This is a genomic window from Actinomycetospora sp. NBC_00405, assembly GCF_036044095.1.
GTDB lineage: Bacteria > Actinomycetota > Actinomycetes > Mycobacteriales > Pseudonocardiaceae > Actinomycetospora > Actinomycetospora callitridis.
The window spans coordinates 1,404,209-1,421,732 of record NZ_CP107938.1; the positions used below are offsets into that span (position 1 = coordinate 1,404,209).

15 protein-coding genes are annotated in these 17,524 nt (G+C 72.8%); 9 read left to right on the forward strand and 6 right to left on the reverse strand.

Annotated elements, in window-relative coordinates; all coding sequences use genetic code 11:
• Nucleotides 1-88 precede the first annotated feature (88 nt).
• The 6 genes from OG774_RS06875 (at nt 89) to OG774_RS06900 (ending at nt 7,203) form a co-directional block, all read left to right on the forward strand.
• Entirely contained in the window at nt 89-1,681 is a 1,593-nt protein-coding gene (locus OG774_RS06875) for an alanine/glycine:cation symporter family protein (protein WP_328307909.1), read from the forward strand.
• Between the two features lie 99 nt (nt 1,682-1,780).
• On the forward strand, nt 1,781-2,476 hold the full coding sequence (locus tag OG774_RS06880; RefSeq protein ID WP_328307911.1) for a response regulator transcription factor: 696 nt from the start codon (nt 1,781-1,783) through the stop codon (nt 2,474-2,476).
• Complete coding sequence (locus OG774_RS06885) at nt 2,473-3,846, forward strand: sensor histidine kinase (protein ID WP_328307913.1); 1,374 nt, start codon at nt 2,473-2,475, stop codon at nt 3,844-3,846. Before OG774_RS06880 ends, OG774_RS06885 begins: the two co-directional genes overlap by 4 nt.
• Nucleotides 3,843-4,055, forward strand: a complete 213-nt coding sequence (locus OG774_RS06890; RefSeq protein WP_328307915.1) for a hypothetical protein — start codon at nt 3,843-3,845, stop codon at nt 4,053-4,055. Before OG774_RS06885 ends, OG774_RS06890 begins: the two co-directional genes overlap by 4 nt.
• Before the next feature lie 158 nt (nt 4,056-4,213).
• A complete protein-coding gene (locus tag OG774_RS06895) occupies nt 4,214-6,301 on the forward strand; it encodes a transglycosylase domain-containing protein (RefSeq protein WP_328307917.1) in 2,088 nt (695 codons plus the stop codon).
• 29 nt (nt 6,302-6,330) lie between these two features.
• Nucleotides 6,331-7,203 carry a YhjD/YihY/BrkB family envelope integrity protein gene (locus tag OG774_RS06900; RefSeq protein ID WP_328307919.1) on the forward strand — a complete coding sequence of 291 codons (873 nt, stop codon included), beginning with the start codon at nt 6,331-6,333 and terminating at the stop codon, nt 7,201-7,203.
• Between the two features lie 660 nt (nt 7,204-7,863).
• On the opposite strand, the gene OG774_RS06905 is transcribed toward OG774_RS06900, so the two are convergent.
• Nucleotides 7,864-8,631, reverse strand: a complete 768-nt coding sequence (locus tag OG774_RS06905; RefSeq protein WP_328307921.1) for a tryptophan-rich sensory protein — start codon at nt 8,629-8,631, stop codon at nt 7,864-7,866.
• Between the two features lie 66 nt (nt 8,632-8,697).
• On the opposite strand from OG774_RS06905, the gene OG774_RS06910 reads away from it, so the two are divergent.
• Nucleotides 8,698-9,171, forward strand: coding sequence for a MarR family winged helix-turn-helix transcriptional regulator (locus OG774_RS06910; RefSeq protein ID WP_328307924.1), 474 nt, complete (start codon nt 8,698-8,700; stop codon nt 9,169-9,171).
• Nucleotides 9,172-9,297: 126 nt separating this feature from the next.
• Here OG774_RS06910 and OG774_RS06915 read toward each other — a convergent pair whose 3' ends face one another.
• Genes OG774_RS06915 through OG774_RS06925 form a run of 3 tightly spaced genes read right to left on the reverse strand, consistent with a single transcriptional unit; the run spans nt 9,298 to nt 11,834 of the window.
• Entirely contained in the window at nt 9,298-9,471 is a 174-nt protein-coding gene (locus OG774_RS06915; RefSeq protein ID WP_328307926.1) for a hypothetical protein, read from the reverse strand.
• A 31-nt stretch (nt 9,472-9,502) separates the two neighbouring features.
• A complete protein-coding gene (locus tag OG774_RS06920) occupies nt 9,503-11,290 on the reverse strand; it encodes a BCCT family transporter (protein ID WP_328307928.1) in 1,788 nt (595 codons plus the stop codon).
• A gap of 34 nt (nt 11,291-11,324) precedes the next feature.
• On the reverse strand, nt 11,325-11,834 hold the full coding sequence (locus tag OG774_RS06925; RefSeq protein WP_328307930.1) for a nitroreductase family deazaflavin-dependent oxidoreductase: 510 nt from the start codon (nt 11,832-11,834) through the stop codon (nt 11,325-11,327).
• A 270-nt stretch (nt 11,835-12,104) separates the two neighbouring features.
• Between OG774_RS06925 and OG774_RS06930 the strand changes: the two genes are divergently transcribed.
• Together OG774_RS06930 and OG774_RS06935 are read left to right on the forward strand one after the other, a co-directional pair.
• The gene (locus tag OG774_RS06930) at nt 12,105-14,063 is read left to right on the forward strand and encodes a galactose oxidase-like domain-containing protein (protein WP_328307933.1); all 1,959 of its coding nucleotides are present in this window, start codon (nt 12,105-12,107) and stop codon (nt 14,061-14,063) included.
• 120 nt (nt 14,064-14,183) lie between these two features.
• The gene (locus OG774_RS06935; RefSeq protein ID WP_328307935.1) at nt 14,184-15,452 is read left to right on the forward strand and encodes an FAD-dependent monooxygenase; all 1,269 of its coding nucleotides are present in this window, start codon (nt 14,184-14,186) and stop codon (nt 15,450-15,452) included.
• 46 nt (nt 15,453-15,498) lie between these two features.
• On the opposite strand, the gene OG774_RS06940 is transcribed toward OG774_RS06935, so the two are convergent.
• Complete coding sequence (locus OG774_RS06940; protein ID WP_328307937.1) at nt 15,499-16,161, reverse strand: potassium channel family protein; 663 nt, start codon at nt 16,159-16,161, stop codon at nt 15,499-15,501.
• A complete protein-coding gene (locus tag OG774_RS06945; RefSeq protein ID WP_328307940.1) occupies nt 16,154-17,512 on the reverse strand; it encodes a TrkH family potassium uptake protein in 1,359 nt (452 codons plus the stop codon). Before OG774_RS06945 ends, OG774_RS06940 begins: the two co-directional genes overlap by 8 nt.
• Between the last annotated feature and the right edge of the window lie 12 nt (nt 17,513-17,524).

Here is a 17,524-nt window from a genome sequence, read left to right on the forward strand (position 1 = left end):
GCAGCACTCGATCCCCGCCGCTGACGTTCGCCTGACGAAAGCCCGACGGGGCTTGGTTCCGTGAGGTGCCTCGCCTGAGCTGGGCCCCATGTCCGTCACAGCATCCGCGGTCGGCGCGGTCGACCTCCTCGCCTCGGGCGGCGCCTCCGGCGGCACCCTCGCCGCGGTCGAGGACGCCATCGATGCGGTGTTCACGCCGCTCTCCGACGGCCTGTCCGCGCTCGTCTTCGCCGAGATCCCGCTGTTCGGCGTCTCGTTCCCCTGGATCGTCGGGTGGCTCATCCTGGCGGCGCTGATCTTCACCGTGTATTTCCGGGCGCCCCAGTTCCGCAACTTCCGCCTCGCCATCGGGATCACCCGGGGCCGCTACACCGGCGACGACGAGCCGGGCGAGATCCCGCACTTCCAGGCCCTGACCTCGGCGGTGTCGGGCACCGTCGGTCTCGGGAACATCGCGGGCGTCGGTGTGGCGGTGACCATCGGCGGCGCGGGGGCGACGTTCTGGATGATCTGCGCCGGCTTGCTGGGGATGTGCACCAAGTTCGTCGAGTGCACGCTCGGGGTGCGCTACCGGGAGTACCACGAGGACGGCACCGTCTCGGGCGGCCCGATGCACTACCTGCGCCGCGGGATCGCGGAGCGGTTCCCCTCGGTGTTCGGCCGCAACCTCGGCAAGGTCCTCGCGGTCCTCGCCGCGATCTTCATCCTGTTCTTCGGGGTGGCCGGCGGCAACATGTTCCAGGCCAACCAGACGTTCGCCCAGCTCACCGAGGTCACCGGCGGCGAGAGCGGCCTGCTCGGCGGCGACGGTGCAGCCCTGATCTTCGGGATCCTGCTCGCCCTCGTCGTCGGCGTGGTGATCTTCGGCGGGGCCCGCTCGGTGGGGCGCGTGACCAGCCGCCTGGTACCGGCGATGGCGATCATCTACGTCCTCGCCTGCCTCACCGTGCTCCTGGTGAACCTCCCGCTGGTGCCGGCCGCCATCGGCGCGATCTTCGCGGGCGCGTTCACCGGCGCCGGCGTCGCCGGTGGTGTCATCGGTGCGCTCGTCGTCGGCTTCCAGCGCGCCGCCTTCTCCAACGAGGCCGGGCTGGGCTCCGCGCCGATCGCCCACTCCGCGGTCAAGACCCGCCACCCCGCCACCGAGGGCTACGTCGCCATGCTCGAGCCCTTCGTCGACACCGTGGTGATCTGCACGATGACCGCGCTCACGATCGTCGTCGCCGACACCCCGTACTGGCGTGACGCCCAGGCTGCCGCCCTCGCCGGAGAGGATCCGGCCGGGGTCACGGTGACGTCGTCGGCCTTCGAGACCGTGCTGCCGTGGTTCCCGTACGTCCTCACCCTGGCGGTCGCCCTGTTCGCGATCTCCACCATGATCACGTGGGGGTACTACGGGCAGAAGGCCTGGACCTACCTCTTCGGCCGCACCGCCGTCTCCGAGCGGGTCTACCAGGTGGTCTTCTGCCTGTTCGTCGTCGTCGGGTCGGTCCTCACCCTCGGTGCGGTCCTGGACTTCGCCGACGCCGTCCTGTTCCTGCTCGCGCTGTTCAACATCACCGGCCTGTACCTCCTCGCCCCCGTCGTCAAGGAGGAGGTCGAGGCCTTCCGCGCTGCTCGCCGCAACGGCGACGTGGTCGAGATGGCGCCCGCGGAGCGTCGGGCGACGACGCGGACCTGACGATCGTCTGACGACGTCGCGCTCCGGCACTCCAGCAGGACGTCCGACCCCGAGCAGGCGGGTAGCGTCGTCGCACCGTCTGCCCGGGGAGGACCTGTGATGGCAACTCGCGTCCTGCTGGTCGAGGACGACGAGCGCGTCCGCCAGGCCCTCGGGCTCGCCCTGGCCGACGAGGGCTACGACGTCGTCGAGACCGCCACCGGGGAGGAGGCGCTCGAGCTGGTCGACCCCGACCTCGACATCGTGCTCCTCGACCTCATGCTGCCCGGCATCGACGGGATCGAGGTGTGCTCGACGCTGCGCTCGCGCGGTGACCTGCCGATCATCATCGCCACCGCGCGCTCCGACACCGCCGACGTCATCGCCGGCCTCGAGGCGGGCGCCGACGACTACGTCACCAAACCGCTGGTCGCCGGAGAGCTCGCCGCGCGCATCCGCGCTCTGCTGCGACGGCGCCGTCCCACGTCGGGTGGGCCACCCGAGGAGGACAAGGCGGGCCGGTTGCACCTCGGGGACCTCATCATCGATCCCGGTCGCGAGGTGGTGGCGCGCGGCGAGACCCCGCTGCACCTGACACGGACGGAGTTCCGGCTCCTGATGGAGCTGGCCTCGGCAGGCGGGAACGTGGTGACCCGGGAGCAGCTGCTGCAGCGGGTGTGGGGCTACGACTACTTCGGTGACACCCGTCTGCTCGACGTCCACGTACGGCGGTTGCGGCGCAAGATCGAGCCCGATCCCGACGACCCGGAGGTGGTGCTCACCGTGCGCGGCTCCGGGTATCGCGCCGGGCCGTGAGCGACCGGCTGGCCCGGCGTTGGCGCTCGGTGTCACTGCGCTGGCGCGTCGCCCTGGCCTTCGGACTCGTCACCACCGCGATCGCCGGACTGTTGTCGATCGCCACGTGGCAGCTGGCGTCGAGCTACATGCTCGAGCAGCGCGAGCGCGGGGCGACGAGCCAGGCCGTCGTCGACGCCCGGCTCGTCGCCGACAGCCTCCGGCGGGGCTCGGACGACCTGCCCACCCTGCTCGTCGGACTGACCGGGGAGACCGGGACCAGCGTGCTCCTGCGGACCGGCGGAGCGTGGACCACCGCCGGGCGTCAGGTCGAGGTGGACGACGTGCCCGTCGCCCTGCTCGCGGGGGCCCCGGCGCGTCAGCGTCTGGTCGTGGACGGTGCGCCGGTGCTGGCGATCGCCCTTCCGGTCACCCCCGCCGGTGACCTGCTCGTCCGGCTCGCGCCGCTCACCGAGCTCGACCAGACACTGCGGTTCGTCTCCGCCGTCCTCGTCGCGGGGACGATCCTGGCGGGACTGCTCGGTGTCCTGCTGGGGTGGTGGACCGCCCGGCGGGCCCTGCTGCCGCTCACCGAGCTCACCGACGCGGCGGGCCGGATGGCCGAGGGCGATCTCACGGCTCGGCTCCCCGACCGGCACGAGGCCGACCTCGCTCCGATCGCGACACGCTTCAACGCCACCGCCGACGCCCTCGCCGAGCGGGTGCACCGGGACGCGCGGTTCGCGGGCGACGTCAGCCACGAGCTCCGCACCCCCCTGACCACGATGATCAACGCGGGCGAGGTCCTGCGCCGCCGCCGCGACGACATGCCCGACACCGCGCGACGCGCCGTGGACCTCCTGACCGCCGACGTCCGGCGCTTCCACCGCATGGTCGAGGACCTGCTGGAGATCTCCCGCGGGATCCAGGCCCCCGACGGCCACGACGTGGAGCCGGTGGACCTGTCGGTGGTCGTCGAGAACGTGCCCGCCACCCTGGTCGAGGGCGGAGTCCTCGAGGTCGAGCGGCCCGCGCCGCTGGTGTCCGCCGACCGGCGCCGCCTCGACCGGGTCGTGGCGAACCTGTGCGAGAACGCGCGCCACCACGGCGGCGGTCTGGTGCGCCTCGGTGTCCGGCGGCGCGACGGACACGCCGTGATCGAGGTGGACGACGCCGGGCCGGGGGTCGCCGTCGAGCAGCGGGACCGCGTCTTCGAGCGCTTCACCCGCGGACCCCGTACCGGCCGCGACGGCTCGGACACCGGCGGCACCGGCCTCGGGCTCGCGCTGGTCGCCCAGCACGTCCGGGGTCACGGTGGCCGAGTCTGGGTCGAGGACCGCCCCGGTGGCGGGGCGCGCTTCGTGGTCGCCCTGCGCGAGGTGCCCTCATGAGGCGCCGCACCGTCGCCCTCCTGGTGGCGCTCTGCGCGGCTACGGCCGTCGGTTGCGGGGTCGAGCCCCAGAACGCGCCGGAACCCCTGCCCGCCACGACCCCGGTGGTGCTGCCGCCCTCGGTCACCCAGGAACCCCGCGTCGACCCCCCGCCGACGACGCCCGGCCCGACTCCGCAGCCGACGAGCACCGTCGCGCCGCCACCCTGAGCCGGCTCAGGCAGGAGCCCGTACCGAGGGCTCACCACGAGGGAGCCCTCTCGAAGTCGGCCTCTGCCCGCGGGGACGGACCACGGTGTCAGGCATCGTCAGGCGATCGTCAGCAGGTCAGGGTCACCTCGGGGAGCAGGACGTGATCACGTGGAGGGATGGCGAGACACGGCGGCGAGGAGCACGACCGTCCCGCCGTCGACCGGCCCGTCCTGCTCCTCCGGGGCGCCGCGGCCGTGGCCCTGGCGGGCCTGCTGGTCGCCGTGCTGATGGCACCGGTCGCCATCGGCGCCGGAACGCTCCTCGCGCGGGCGTCGTCCGGCGTGGACGCCACGTCCACCGGTGTCGTCGACGACGGTGCCGACGCGGCCACGGTCGTGACGGACGCGGCCGGGGCCCCGATCGCCCTGCTGTACCGCCGGTTCCGCCTGCCGGTCGGTGCCGAGCGCATCGCCGACACGATGCGAGCGGCGATCGTCGCGATCGAGGACCGGCGCTTCTTCGCCCACGACGGCGTCGACCCACGGGGGGTGGCCCGCGCGGTCGTGACCAACGCCGTGTCGGGAGCGCCGCTCGAGGGCCAGGGCGCGTCCACCATCACGATGCAGTACGTCAAGAACCAGCGCCTCTACGCCCTGGCCGACACCCCGGAGGAACGTCGGGCCGCCACAGCGGACACCGTCGGACGCAAGCTCACCGAGGTCCGTCTCGCCCACCGGATCTCCGACCGGCTCACGAAGGACGAGATCCTCACCCGCTACCTCGACCTCGTCTACTTCGGGCGTGGCGCCTACGGCGTCGAGGCCGCGGCGCGCACCTGGTTCGGGACGAGCGCCGCGACGCTCACCGTGCCCCAGGCGGCCTTGTTGGCCGGGATGGTGCGCTCCCCCGGCGGCTACGACCCTCTCGACCACCCCGAGGCGGCCCGCGACCGCCGCGACCAGGTCCTCACCGCGATGACCGAGGTCGGTGCACTCACGCCCGCCCGGGCCGCCGCGGCACGCGCCGCCCCGCTCGGGGTGCGACCTGACCCCTCGCTGCCGGCCGAGGGGTGCGTCGGAGCCCGACCGGGCACGGGCTTCTTCTGCCGAGAGGTCGTCGAGCGCCTCGCCGCCGCCGGACTCGACCCCTCCAGGCTCGCCACCGGCGGTTTCACGGTGCGCACGACGCTCGATCCCCGTGTCGCCGCGGAAGCGCGCGAGGCCACGGACGACGCGGTCGACGACCGGGAGGTGGCCGACGTCGCGGCGGTCGTGGCGCCGGAGACCGACCGCCGGCCGGTGCTCGCGCTGGCCGCGAACCGCGCGTACGGCAACGACGGCGACGCCGGCGAGACGGCGGTGCCGCTGACCACCGCTCCCCTGCGCGGCGCCGGATCGATCTACAAGATCTTCACGGTGGCCGCCGCCCTGGAACGGGGCCTGGTGGAGCCCGGCACCGAGCTCGACGTCCCCGGGCGCTACACCTCCCGCGTCTTCGACGACGCCGGCGACGACTACAGCGTCGAGAACCAGGGCTCGCACGACGACGAGCTCACGCTGCGCCGAGCGCTCGCCGAATCACCCAACACCCCCTTCGTCGCACTCACCGACCGCCTCGGCTCGGTCGACCCGATCGTCGACGTGGCACGCCGTCTCGGGATGCGCACGACACTCGCCGCACCCGGTCCCGACGGGCGACCGCTGGCCGACCGCGTGCGCGAGGCCGAGCAGGCGTCGTTCACCCTCGGGCCTGATCCCACCAGCCCGCTGGACCTCGCGAACGTCGCCGCCACCATCACCGCCGGCGGCGTGTGGTGCCCCACCTCGGTGGTCACCCGCGTGACCGACCGCAACGGCCGTGACGTCACCCCGCCCCTCCCTCCGTGCGAGCGCGCGGTGTCCGGCGAGGTGGCCGGCGACCTGCAGACCGCGTTGTCGGAAGGCAGCGTCGACGGGACCGCATCCGGCGCCGCCGACGACGCGGACTGGGACCGCCCGATGATCGGCAAGACGGGGACCACGCAGCGATCGACGTCGGCGGCCTACGTCGGGGCCACCGACCGCTACGCCGGGGCGGTCATGACCTTCTCGACCGGGGCCCCCGCGCCCGTGTGCGTCGACCCGGTCCGGACGTGCTCCGACGGGGACCTCACCGGGGGATCCGTCCCGGCCGGGACGTGGTTCGACCTCATGTCCCCGCTGCACCGCGGCGGGACCGACGCCGGGGCCGGCGGCGTCGACGCGTCCGACGGCGCGGAGGATTAGGGCACCGACCTCGAGGGGGAGACACGGATGTGAGGGCCTTCCTCCGGCGCGGACGCCCGCCGCGCACACGCCCGCCGCGCACACGGCTGCGGAGCCTCCTGGCCTCGGCCTCGGCCCATCGGGTCCCGGCGCTCGCGGGCGAGTCGGCGTTCTTCACCGCGCTGGCGGTCTTCCCCGCCCTGCTGACTGTCGTCGCGATCCTGCGCGCGGGCGGGCCGGCGCTCGGAGCGGGAGCCGACGCGGCCGCGGCGGACGGGATGACCCGTCTGCTGCGGGTGGTGCTCACGACCCGCGGGAGCGCCGCCGCCGACGCCGCCGCCACCCTGCTCGCGACGAGCACCACCGGACTGCTCACCGTCGGCTCCCTCGCGGCGCTGATCCTGCTGGTCCGGGCCCTCCGCTCGGTGCTGTACGCGCTGGCCACGATCGCCGGGCGTCCGCCCCGGTCCTGGCGCGCCGCGGCCGCGCTGGCCGTCCTGCTCCTGCTCGGCGGAGCCACCGTGACGGCGGCCGCGGTGCAGGACCCGCTGCTGGTGCTCGACGTCCCCGCCGGGCACCTTCTGTGGCGTCTCCTGCGCTGGCCGGCCGTCATCGCCGCCCTGTTGGGGTGGGCGGTGCTGGTGCTGCGGACCGGAATGGGTCCGGGGCGGCGGACCTGGCGGGTCACGGCGATCGGCGCGCTCGTCGCCGTCGGCGGCTGGCTCGCCGCCAGCGCCCTCTTCCCGCTCTACGTCTCGGTCGTCGGCCGGCTCACCTCGGGCCTCGGCGCCCTGGGCGGCGGGCTGATCCTGCTCGTCTGGCTCTACCTGCTCACGCTGTCGCTCTACATCGCCGCCGAGATCGTCCGCGAGCTGCGCGAACCGGGCGACGGGGCGGCCGCCTCGCGGCGCGCCCCGACCTGAGCCCTCGTCCCGGCCCGGGGACACGTCGCTCCCCGCCGCCTCGTCGGGCGGCAGGAGCGACGACGTCCCGCGGCGAGGGGCCTCTGCCACGTGGAGCTCCCGGCCAGTCCGCCGACGAACAGGGCGATGATCGCCAGAAGGGCACTCGCGATGTCGGCGGCGGGCCGTGGACCGCTCGGTGTGCCTCCGGGCCGCACCGCGTCCGTGCTCGATGCCCGCACCCCGGCCGAGTCCTCAACCGGTCGCGCATCGAGTGCCCGGGAGGCCGTCGCCGACAATCTTTCTGTCCGCTTGCGACGCGGTGCGGGACCGACATCGGTCGACCGTCAGCCCGCCGCAAGGGATCTCTGCGGCGAGGTTCACCTCGTCCGTGGTGATGTCGGTCGGAACGGATTCCCCGACGACGAGGACGCCCGGCGATGAGCCTGCTGCTCGGCAATCTGCGCGATCTCCTCGGCGACGTGCCCGACGACGGGTGGTCGTGCCCAGCCCCCGACGCTCCGCCCGTCGGGGAGGGCCACCGGCGCCTGACGTCGACACGGCCTCGGACCGACCGGTGCGGCCGGTCCGACGGCGCCACGGCTCCTCGCCGAGCCGCCGATGCTCGTGAGCAGTGTCCGGGTGTCGGCACGGCGGAGAGATGACGACGCACCCCCTCCCTCACCGTCGTGCGGCAACCGATCGCGCGACGGCACTGCTGGTCGCGAGGGCGACACCGCCCACACCGGCCGCGGTCGCGACCGGGGCCTGTCCGTGTCGGAGCGCCTTCACCGCGATACCGGTCAGGCCCCAGCACGCGGCGAGCGCGAACCCGCGGTGACCGCGGACCACCGCCGCGGCGGCGCCCCCGACCGTCGCGGCTGCCGCAACGAGCGCGACCGCGCTCCGGGTGGCCTGTCGATCCTCGGGACGCCCGCGACGGAGGTTGCGGGTGGTCTCGATGTTCGCGAAAGCAGCGACGCACAGCCACCCGGCCAGCGGGCCGATGTAGCGGGCCGTGGCGCGCCCCGCTCCTGCCCTCGGGTCCCGTTCGGCGAGGGCCACCGAGGTGGTCGCCGCCGACGCCGAACCGAGGATCAGAGCGACGCTGACCTCGTCGAGGCGCCGGAACTGCGCGTTCAGACTCCAGGCGACGTTCCCGGCCAACGCGGCGTTCGCCCACCACCCGGCGGCACCCGAGGTCTCCTCGCCCGCGCGTTCCCGGCGGAGGTCCGTCGCGGCGTAGGCGAGGCTTCCGGCGAACAGCGGCGCCCAGATCACGAAGGCCCACCCGGCCGGAGTGACCGGTCCCTCGGTGGCCGTTGCCTGTTCGACCTCCGTCCTCCCCCGGCCGGTCCACCGCGCCGCCCGGGTCGACAACGGCTGCGCCGTCGCCAGCGCCAGCGCCGTCGCGGCCCGGAGCAGCCCTGCTCGATTCCTCTCCCGCACCGTCACACCCCACTATCGCTCGGATACAGAGCGGCTCTGATATCGAGCGACCGTAGGATGCGCGTCGTGCCCCCGCAACCGACGGACCGTCCGACCACGTCCGCGGGCCCGCGGGCGGATCAGCTCGCCTGGGCCGTGCACGACCTCGCTGTGGCGATCGCGGAAGCCGACGTCGCCATGAGCGCAGTCCTCGGGGTCACGCCCGGGGACTACCTGGCCGTCAAGCACGTTCTGCTGCGTCCGCACGAGCTCGGTCCCGCAGAACTGGGCCGTGTGCTGGGGATGTCCTCGGGCTCGGCGACGGCGCTGGTGGACCGCCTGGTGGACGCCGGCCACGTGGTCCGTCACCCTCACGGACGGGACCGTCGACGGCGCGTCCTTGCCGTCTCCGAGGCGTCGCACCGGCGGGTGCTCCACGAGCTGGACAAGCGGGCTTCGGAGGTCGAGGAACTCGCTCGGGCCCACAGCGCCTCGGAGCAAGAGGCGATCACGACGTTCATCCGGGCGCTGGCAGCACGTCACCGCAGACGGTCCGGGTGACCACCGGCGTGATGCGTTGACCGAGCGGCCCACCCTGCTCGAACGCCCGTCACCACCGAGCTCGGCCGCGCCGACACCGCACACCCGCTGCCCGGGGTCGGCGGAGTCGGCGCAGCCGCTCGAGGCTCAGCCGTCCTCCGGCTCGTCCCGCCGCTCCGGCTCGCCGGGCCCGGTCGACGGGGACGGGTCCGCGTCACGCGCACGGGCGGCAGCCGGGCGGCCCGTGTCGTCGTACTCCTCGTCGGGCAGCCCGACGTTGCGGTGGGCGCGCTGGGCCGCCCGTTCGTTCTCCTGACTCATCACTCCTCCTCGAGTGGTCGTGTCGTGCGGGCTACTCGGTGTCGTTCACCGTGGTCGACCGGCTCCCGGCCGACACCGGTACCTGGGAGACCTCGGCGACGGTGGTCTCGCCGAGAGAGGGGTCGAGCTCCTCGTCCTCGTCGAGTCCCGAGCCCTCGGCCGGCTCCTCGAGATCCGAGCGGTCGTCCTGGGCGTGCTTGCCGTTGCCGTCGCCCGCCGCGGTCAGCACCGAACCTGCGGGCCGCGCCGCCGACCGCAGGCCCGGCATCGGGGAGGCCTCGGTGCGCATCCGGACGACGAACCGCTCGGTCGACAGCGCCTTGACGAAGCCGACGCACATGGCGATGAGTACGAGGCAGAACGGCAGGCCGGCCAGGATCGAGGCGGTCTGCAGGGCGCTGAGGGCGTCCGCCCCGCTCGCGGCGCCCGCAGCGAGGAGGACCGCGGCGATGACGCCCTCCATCACCGCCCAGAACAGGCGCTGCTGCCAGCGTGGGTTCGGGTCGCCGCCGTTGGTGAGGATGTCGACCACGAGCGACCCGGAGTCCGACGACGTCGCGAAGAAGAGCACCACGACGATGATCGCGACCGCCGACGCGAGCACCGAGGCGATGGCCCCGACCGGGAGCTGTTGGAGCAGCACGAACATGCCGGTGTCGGTCGACGCTTCGGCCAGGGGGTTGGCCGGGTCCTGCTCCAGCAGGTTCAGCGCGCTCTCCCCGAAGATGGTCAGCCACACCATCGAGGCTCCGACCGGGGCGAACAGCGCTCCGGCGATGAACGAGCGGATCGTGCGCCCGTAGGAGATCCGGGCCAGGAACATGCCGACGAACGGCGACCAGGAGATCCACCAGCCCCAGTAGAACAGCGTCCAACTGGCCTGCCACTCCTGGGCGGCCGGGTTGCCGGGGTAGGTCTGGAAGCTCTGGGCCGGGAGGTTCTGCAGGTAGTTGCCGACGTTGCTGACCGTCGTGTTGAGCAGGTCGCGGGTGGGCCCGAAGGCGAACACGAACACCATCAGCGCGAACGCGAGCCACAGGTTGATCAGCGACAGGTTCCGGATGCCCTTGTCGATCCCGAGCATCACCGAGACCACCGCGATCGCGGTGATGCCCAGGATCAACGTGATCTGCAGGGGCGTGGTGTTCGAGATGCCGAACAGGGTCTCCAGCCCGGCGCCGACCTGCTGGGCCCCCAGCCCCAGCGACGTCGCCAGGCCGAACAGGGTCCCGAACACCGCGAGCACGTCGACGAGGAAACCCGGCCACCGGTTGATCCGGTCCCCCAGCAGCGGGTACAGCGCGGACGCGGGGCGCAGAGGGAGGCCCTTGCGGAACGCGAAGTAGCCCAGCGCCAGGCCCAGCGCGATGTAGATCGCCCACGGGTGCAGACCCCAGTGGAAGAACGGCAGGAACATCGCGTTCTGGGCGGCCTCGGGGGTCCCCCCGACGCCGACAGGAGGCTCCTGGAAGTAGCTGACCGGCTCGCTCACCGCGTAGTAGACGAGCCCGATCCCCATGCCCGCGGTGAACAGCATCGCGAACCACGACATGGTGCCGTACTCGGGCTTCGAGTCCGCCGGACCGAGCCGGATACGGCCGTAGCGCGAGGTCATCAGCACGATGACGAAGATCAGGAAGGCGCTGGCGCTGAAGATGTAGAGCCAGCCGAAGTTCGTGACGATGAACGAGTTGACGGCACTCGCCGCCGTCGACAGCGAGGCCGCCGACAGGACTCCCCAGAGCACGAGGGCGAGCGCGATCAGCGCCGAGGAGACGAACACCGGCGGGCTGGTGTGCTCGCGGAGATAGCGGATCAACGAGGGGATCCCTCCTCCGGCCGCGGGAAGCCGGTCACGGGTCGCCGGCGCCGGGCGGCGCCGGTGGGGGGCTGAGCAGGACGAGGGGCACGCCGTGCTCGGCGTCGGCACCGAGGCGCTCGTAGGCGGCGGGCGAGCCGTCGATGTCGTGGCCCACCATCGCCATCAGCGCGGTCGCCGTCCGGGGGTGGTGCCGGGCGTAGTCGGCGAGGCGGCGGCCGGACTCCGCGGACGGCAGCGGGTAGGCCCACCCGTCACGGCGGCGCCGGCCGATCTGGTAACTCACCTCGGGATGGGCGAGGACGTTGCGGAACCACTGGGCCCTCGCGCCGTAGCCCGACGCGACCAGGTAGGAGCCCGGGGCCTCGCCGCGTCCGACGACCTCGAGCACCACGTGACGCGGACGTCCGGTCGTGCGCCCGACATGGGTCAGCAACACCAAGCGACGTCCGAGCAGCGCCCCGAGGCCGCAGCGGTAGGCGAGGATCGGCGCCCGGACGAGGGCGCGGGACAGCCCTCGCTGTGCCGGGCCGGCAGTCGGCATGCGCTCCTCCTCGCTCGTTGTCCGGGAACGAGTGCACCCCCGGATCGCCCGCCTCGCCATCCGCGGCGGGGTGTCGTCAGGCGATCGCAAGGCGGTGAGCACTCACGGCACAGGGGTCGGATTCGTTGAACACGAGGGGACGGTGCGCGGCCGGCGAGGGGGCGGTCGGCGCACCGTCCCCTCCGTTGTCACCCGTCACGAGGAGAGCTCGAGGATGAACGACCACCGCGACACCGACCGCCCCGGCGAGGTCGTGGGGAGGTCCTAGGCGTGCCGCGCTCCGCGCGTCGTCGCGTCCCGTCGGTGCTGCTGGGTGTGCTCGCCGCGGCGGTGCTGCTCGGGGTGAACCTGCCGCCCGCCTTCTCCTACGTCGCGCAGTGGCGCCACGACCGGTTGGTCAACAGCCAGCCGTACATGCAGCGGCACGGACGGTGGGACGTCGTCGACGTTCCTCCCGCGGATCGCGTCAACGCCATCCACGCCGCCCTGCTCCCGAGCGGGAAGGTGCTGCTGATCGCGGGCTCGGGCAACAAGGAGGACCTGTTCGCCACCAAGGCCCTCAAGAGCCTGCTCTACGACCCCCGCGACGGCTCGACGCGCATGATCCCGGTCCCCGACGACATGTTCTGCGGCGGTCAGACCCTGCTCCCCGACGGTCGGCTGCTCGTCGCCGGCGGCACCGCCCGCTACGAGAAGCTCTCCGGCGCGGTCACCCACGCCGCCGGCGCGATGCGGGTCAAGAACGAGAACCCGGACGTCGCCCGCCCGGTGCCCGCCGGCACCGAGTTCGTCTCCCCCGACGGGCAGCGCTACCGCAGCGCCCGCGACGTCCTCGTCCCGCCGGCCACCAAGACGACCACCGACGCGGGCGCGACCGTCACCGCGAGCGAGGTCACCGCCTTCGTGGAGGCCGTGGCGCCGGGACCCGGAGCGATCAACCCGAACCGCGACCAGTACGCCATCGCGGGGCTGCCTCCCGAGCAGGGCCGCAACCTCTACGGCCTCGGCGCGCCGATGACCCTGGACAAGCAGGACTACCAGGGCACGGACAAGGCGTTCACGTTCGATCCGGTCACCGAGACCTGGACGCGGGTCGGCGACATGGAGTTCGCCCGCTGGTACCCGACCCTGACCCCGATGGTCGACGGCCGCGTCATGGCCACCTCCGGTCTCAACGGCGTCGGTGAGGTCCTCAACGGCCAGACCGAGATCTTCGACCCGGCCACGAACACCTGGACCGAGCGCAAGGACCTCACGCACTACTTCCCGACCTACCCCGGGCTGTTCACCACCGGGGCGCCCGACCAGATGTTCTACACCGGCACCACCGCCGGCTACGGCCCGGCCGGCGAGGGCCGCGTGCCCGGGCTGTGGGACCTCGACGACAACGCCTTCGCCCCCGTCCCGGGCCTGCGCGACCCGGACCTGCTCGAGACCTCCGGGGCCGCGTGGGTCGGGCCCGTGCAGGAGCAGCGGATGGCGGTGGTGGGCGGAGGCGGCGTCGGCGAGAGCCCCCGCTCCACCGCCCGCATCGACCTCGTCGACCTCGACGACCCGGCGCCGCGTTTCACGCCGGGCCCGGAGCTGGCCGCGCCCACCCGCTACCCGAACCTCGTCACGCTGCCCGACGACTCGATGCTCATCAGCAACGGCTCCGGGGACTACCGCGGCAAGGGCGCCTCGGACCACCTGCTCGCACGCCTCTACCGCCCGGGCCCCGACGGCGGGACCCTCTCCGTCGCCGCGGATCCGGAAGTGGGCCGGAACTACCACACCGAGGGGCTCCTGCTCCCCGACGGCCGCGTGCTCACGGCCGGCTCGGACCCGCTGTTCGACGACGAGAACAACACCGTGCCGGGCACCTTCGAGCAACGCCTCGAGATCTACTCACCGCCCTACCTCTTCCAGGGGCCACGGCCCGAGATCGGCGAGGCGCCGGACTCCGCCGAACGCGGCGACACCCTCGCCGTCACCACCCCCGAACCCGAGCGCATCGACCGCGCCCGACTGGTCCGGCTCGCGAGCTCGACCCACGTGACCAGCGTCGACCAACGCTCGATCGCGCTCGACCTGCGTCGGGCCGGACGCGGCATCGAGGTGGACGTCCCGGCGTCGATCCAGACGGTCCCGGAAGGCTTCTACATGCTCTTCCTCGTCGACGACCGCGGAGTCCCCTCCACCGGGCGCATCCTCCGGGTCGGAGGGGACGACGCCGACCGATCGGAATGACGCGACCCCCTGACTTCTGGGCGCTGACTTCCCCGCCGGACCGGAGCACAATGAGCCGTGGTGTGCCGGGAAGCCTGGTCGGCGGCGACAGCGTGCTGACTGCGACCGGGAGGTGGCCCGATGGGCACCGACGCGACCGGACCCACGTCCCTCGGACCCGCCGCCGGGCGGCGTGCCCCATCGGACGTCCTGATCTCCGGGGCGAGCGTGGCGGGGCCGGTGACCGCCTACTGGCTGCACCGCGCGGGCCACCACGTCACCGTCGTGGAGCAGTCACCGCCGCGGCGCCGGACCGGCGGGCACGCGGTCGACCTGTTCACCCCCGCCATGGACGTCATCGAGCGGATGGGCGTGCTCGAGGCGGTCCAGGACCACGCCACCGGCACCGAACGCATGACCGTCCGGCGCGAGCACGCGCGCCGCGAGGTCACGATCGACATGACGCGGCTGATGGGCGCGCTCTCCGATCGCCATGTCGAGATCATGCGCGACGACCTCGGCGCGATCCTCTACGACGCCACCCGGGCGGACGTCGAGTACGTGTTCGACGACCGGATCACCGGGCTCTCCGACGACGGTGTCGCCACGTTCGAGCGGGCACCGGAGCGTCGGTTCGACGTCGTGATCGGCGCCGACGGGCTGCATTCCGGGGTGCGGGGGCTCGTGTTCGGCTCCGAGACCGAGTACTCGCACTGGTTGGGCGGCTACATCGCGGTCGCGTCCATCCCGGACCACCAGCACCTCGACGGCCACATGACCACCCTGCTCGGCGTGAACCGCATGGTCGGGCTGTACAGCGCGCGCCACATGACCGATGCCCGCGCGTTCTTCCTGTTCCGGCCCGACGCCGAGCTCGCCTACGACCACCGCGACGTCCCGCGCCAGAAGCAGCTGCTGCGGGAGGCCTTCGGCGACCTCGACGGCGAGGTGCCCCGCCTGCTCGACGAGGTCGATCGGGCACCGGCCTTCTATTTCGACGCGATCACCCAGCTCGCCATGGACCACTGGACCCGGGGTCGGGTCGCCCTCGTCGGTGACGCCGGCTACTGCCCCGGCCCCGCCGTCGGAGGTAGCACCAGCCTCGCCGTGGTCGGCGCCTACACCCTCGCGGGCGAGCTCGCCGCAGCCGGAGGCGATCCCGCGATCGCGTACCCCGCCTACGAAGCGGCGATGCGCGACTACGTCCACCGCAGCCGCGAGTTCGCGACGACGATGGCCCGGCGCCTCGTCCCGGGTACGCGAGCCGGCGCGTGGATGCTCACCGCCGGGACCTCACTCCTCACCCACCTGCCGACGGCCCTGGGCCGCCGGCTCGTCGCCCTCGGCAGCGGTGGTCTCGGACTCCACGAGTCGATCGAACTCCGCCACTACCCCGCGTTGGCACCCTGAAGAAGGCCGTCCCGCAGCGTCGTCTCGTGGACGGCGTGCCGAGCCGCTAGGGACCCTCGACGAGGTGCTCGATGTCGTCCTTGTGGCCGACGGCGAGGATGACGTCGTCGCGCGAGACGACGGTCTCGTTCGTCGCGTAGGTGAAGGAGCCCTCGTCCTTCTTGACCGCGACGACGGTGACGCCGTGCTTGCTGCGGATCTCGGTCTCGCTCAGTGGGACGTCGAGGATCTCCCGGGGCGGACGGAGCTTGGCGAGGGCGAAGTCGGCATCGATCTTCATGTAGTCGAGCACGTTGCCCGAGACCAGGTGGGCCACCCGCTGGCCCATGTCCTGCTCGGGGAACACGACGTGGTGCGCCCCGATCCGTTCGAGGATCCGTCCGTGGTGGGTGCTCGTGGCCTTGGCCCAGATGTCGGCGATCCCGAGGTCGACCAGCAGCGAGGTCACCAGGATGCTGTCCTCCAGGTGGTCCCCGATGGCGACCACGGCCCGGTGGAAGTCGCCGACGCCCAGCTGCTGCAACGCCTCCAGGTCGGTGCAGTCGGCGGTCACCGCGTGGGTGAGCTGGGAGGAGAGGTTCTGCACCGTGCGGTTGATGCTGTCGATCGCGAGCACCTCGGTGCCCTGTCGCTCGAGCTCCAGCGCGATCGCGCTGCCGAAGCGGCCCAGCCCGATGACCACCACCGGCTCGTGGTGCGTGTCAGCCAATGATCGTCCTCTCCTCGGGCCGCTCGTAGTGCCGGGGACGCTCGCGCAGGGCCAGCGCCGACGCCAGCGCGAGCGGCCCCAGCCGGCCCACGAACATCAGCACGACGAGCACCACCTGTCCGGCCGCCGGGAGCTCCGCGGTGATCCCCGTCGAGAGCCCGACCGTACCCAGCGCGGAGAGGACCTCGAAGAGCACGCGGTCGAGATCCTCGTCGCTCACCCCGAGCACGACGAACGTGGAGACCATCGCGAGTCCGATACCGAGCAGGGCGACGGCCAGTGCCTGGCGCTGGTTGGCGATCGGGATCCGGCGACGGCCGACGTCCACGTCGCGTTCCCCGCTCATCTCCGCCCACAGGACGGCCGCCAGCAGCCCGAACGTCGTGACCTTGATGCCCCCGGCGGTGCTGCCGCTGCCGCCGCCGATGAACATGAGGACGTCGGTGGCCAGCCAGCTCTCGGGGGTCATCGCCCCGATGTCGACGGCGTTGAACCCGCCGCTGCGCGGCATGACCGCGGAGAAGAACCCGACCAGCACCTTCCCGGCCACGCCCATCGGGCCCAGCGTCGCCGGGTTGCCGTACTCGAGCACGATCAGCAGCACCGTCCCGACGATCAGCAGCACCGCTGAGGTGACGATGGTGATGCGGGTCGTCACCGACCACGACCGGGGCCGCCACGCGCGGACCAGCTCGAAGATCACCGGGAAGCCGAGGCCCCCGACGATGACGGCGAGGGCCACCGGGAGCAGCATCCACGGATCGCCGGCGAACCCGATCATCCCGTCGGACCACAGCACGAACCCCGCGTTGTTGAACGCCGACACCGCGTGGAACACGCTCTCCCACATCGCCGTCGCCGGCGCCACGCCGTAGGCCGTCGCGAGCCGCAGGGCCAACGCCACCGCCGTCACGGCCTCCCCGGCGAGGCTGAAGAGCACGACGTTGCGCAGGACCCGACGGACGTCGGTGAGGTCGAGGTTGCCGGACTGGGCCTGCGCCACCAACCGGGCCCGCAGGCCCAGACGCCGGGACACCAGCACCACCAGCAGCGACGCCACGGTCATGATCCCCAGCCCGCCGACCTGCATCAGGGCGAGGATCACCACGTGGCCCGGCGTCGACCACGCCGTGCCGGTGTCCACCGTGACCAGCCCGGTCACGCACACCGCCGACGTCGCGGTGAACACGCTGTCGAGGACGCTCGCACTACGCCCGTCGGCCGACGACGCCGGGAGGAGAAGCAGCCCGGTGCCGATCGCGATGCCCGCGGCGAACGCTCCGGCGATGACCTGGCCCGGATTGCCCGCACGCGGGCGATGACCTCCGGGGCGCCGGCTGACCTTGACCACCGCCAGCTACTA

Excerpts from the sequence above, each read along its gene's own strand:
- OG774_RS06875 (WP_328307909.1), top strand. The coding sequence starts at position 89 with ATGTCCGTCACAGCATCCGCGGTCGGCGCGGTCGACCTCCTCGCCTCG.
- OG774_RS06880 (WP_328307911.1), top strand. The coding sequence starts at position 1,781 with ATGGCAACTCGCGTCCTGCTGGTCGAGGACGACGAGCGCGTCCGCCAG.
- OG774_RS06890 (WP_328307915.1), top strand. The coding sequence starts at position 3,843 with ATGAGGCGCCGCACCGTCGCCCTCCTGGTGGCGCTCTGCGCGGCTACG.
- OG774_RS06895 (WP_328307917.1), top strand. The coding sequence starts at position 4,214 with ATGGCGAGACACGGCGGCGAGGAGCACGACCGTCCCGCCGTCGACCGG.
- OG774_RS06915 (WP_328307926.1), bottom strand. The coding sequence starts at position 9,471 with ATGAGTCAGGAGAACGAACGGGCGGCCCAGCGCGCCCACCGCAACGTC.
- OG774_RS06925 (WP_328307930.1), bottom strand. The coding sequence starts at position 11,834 with ATGCCGACTGCCGGCCCGGCACAGCGAGGGCTGTCCCGCGCCCTCGTC.
- OG774_RS06935 (WP_328307935.1), top strand. The coding sequence starts at position 14,184 with ATGGGCACCGACGCGACCGGACCCACGTCCCTCGGACCCGCCGCCGGG.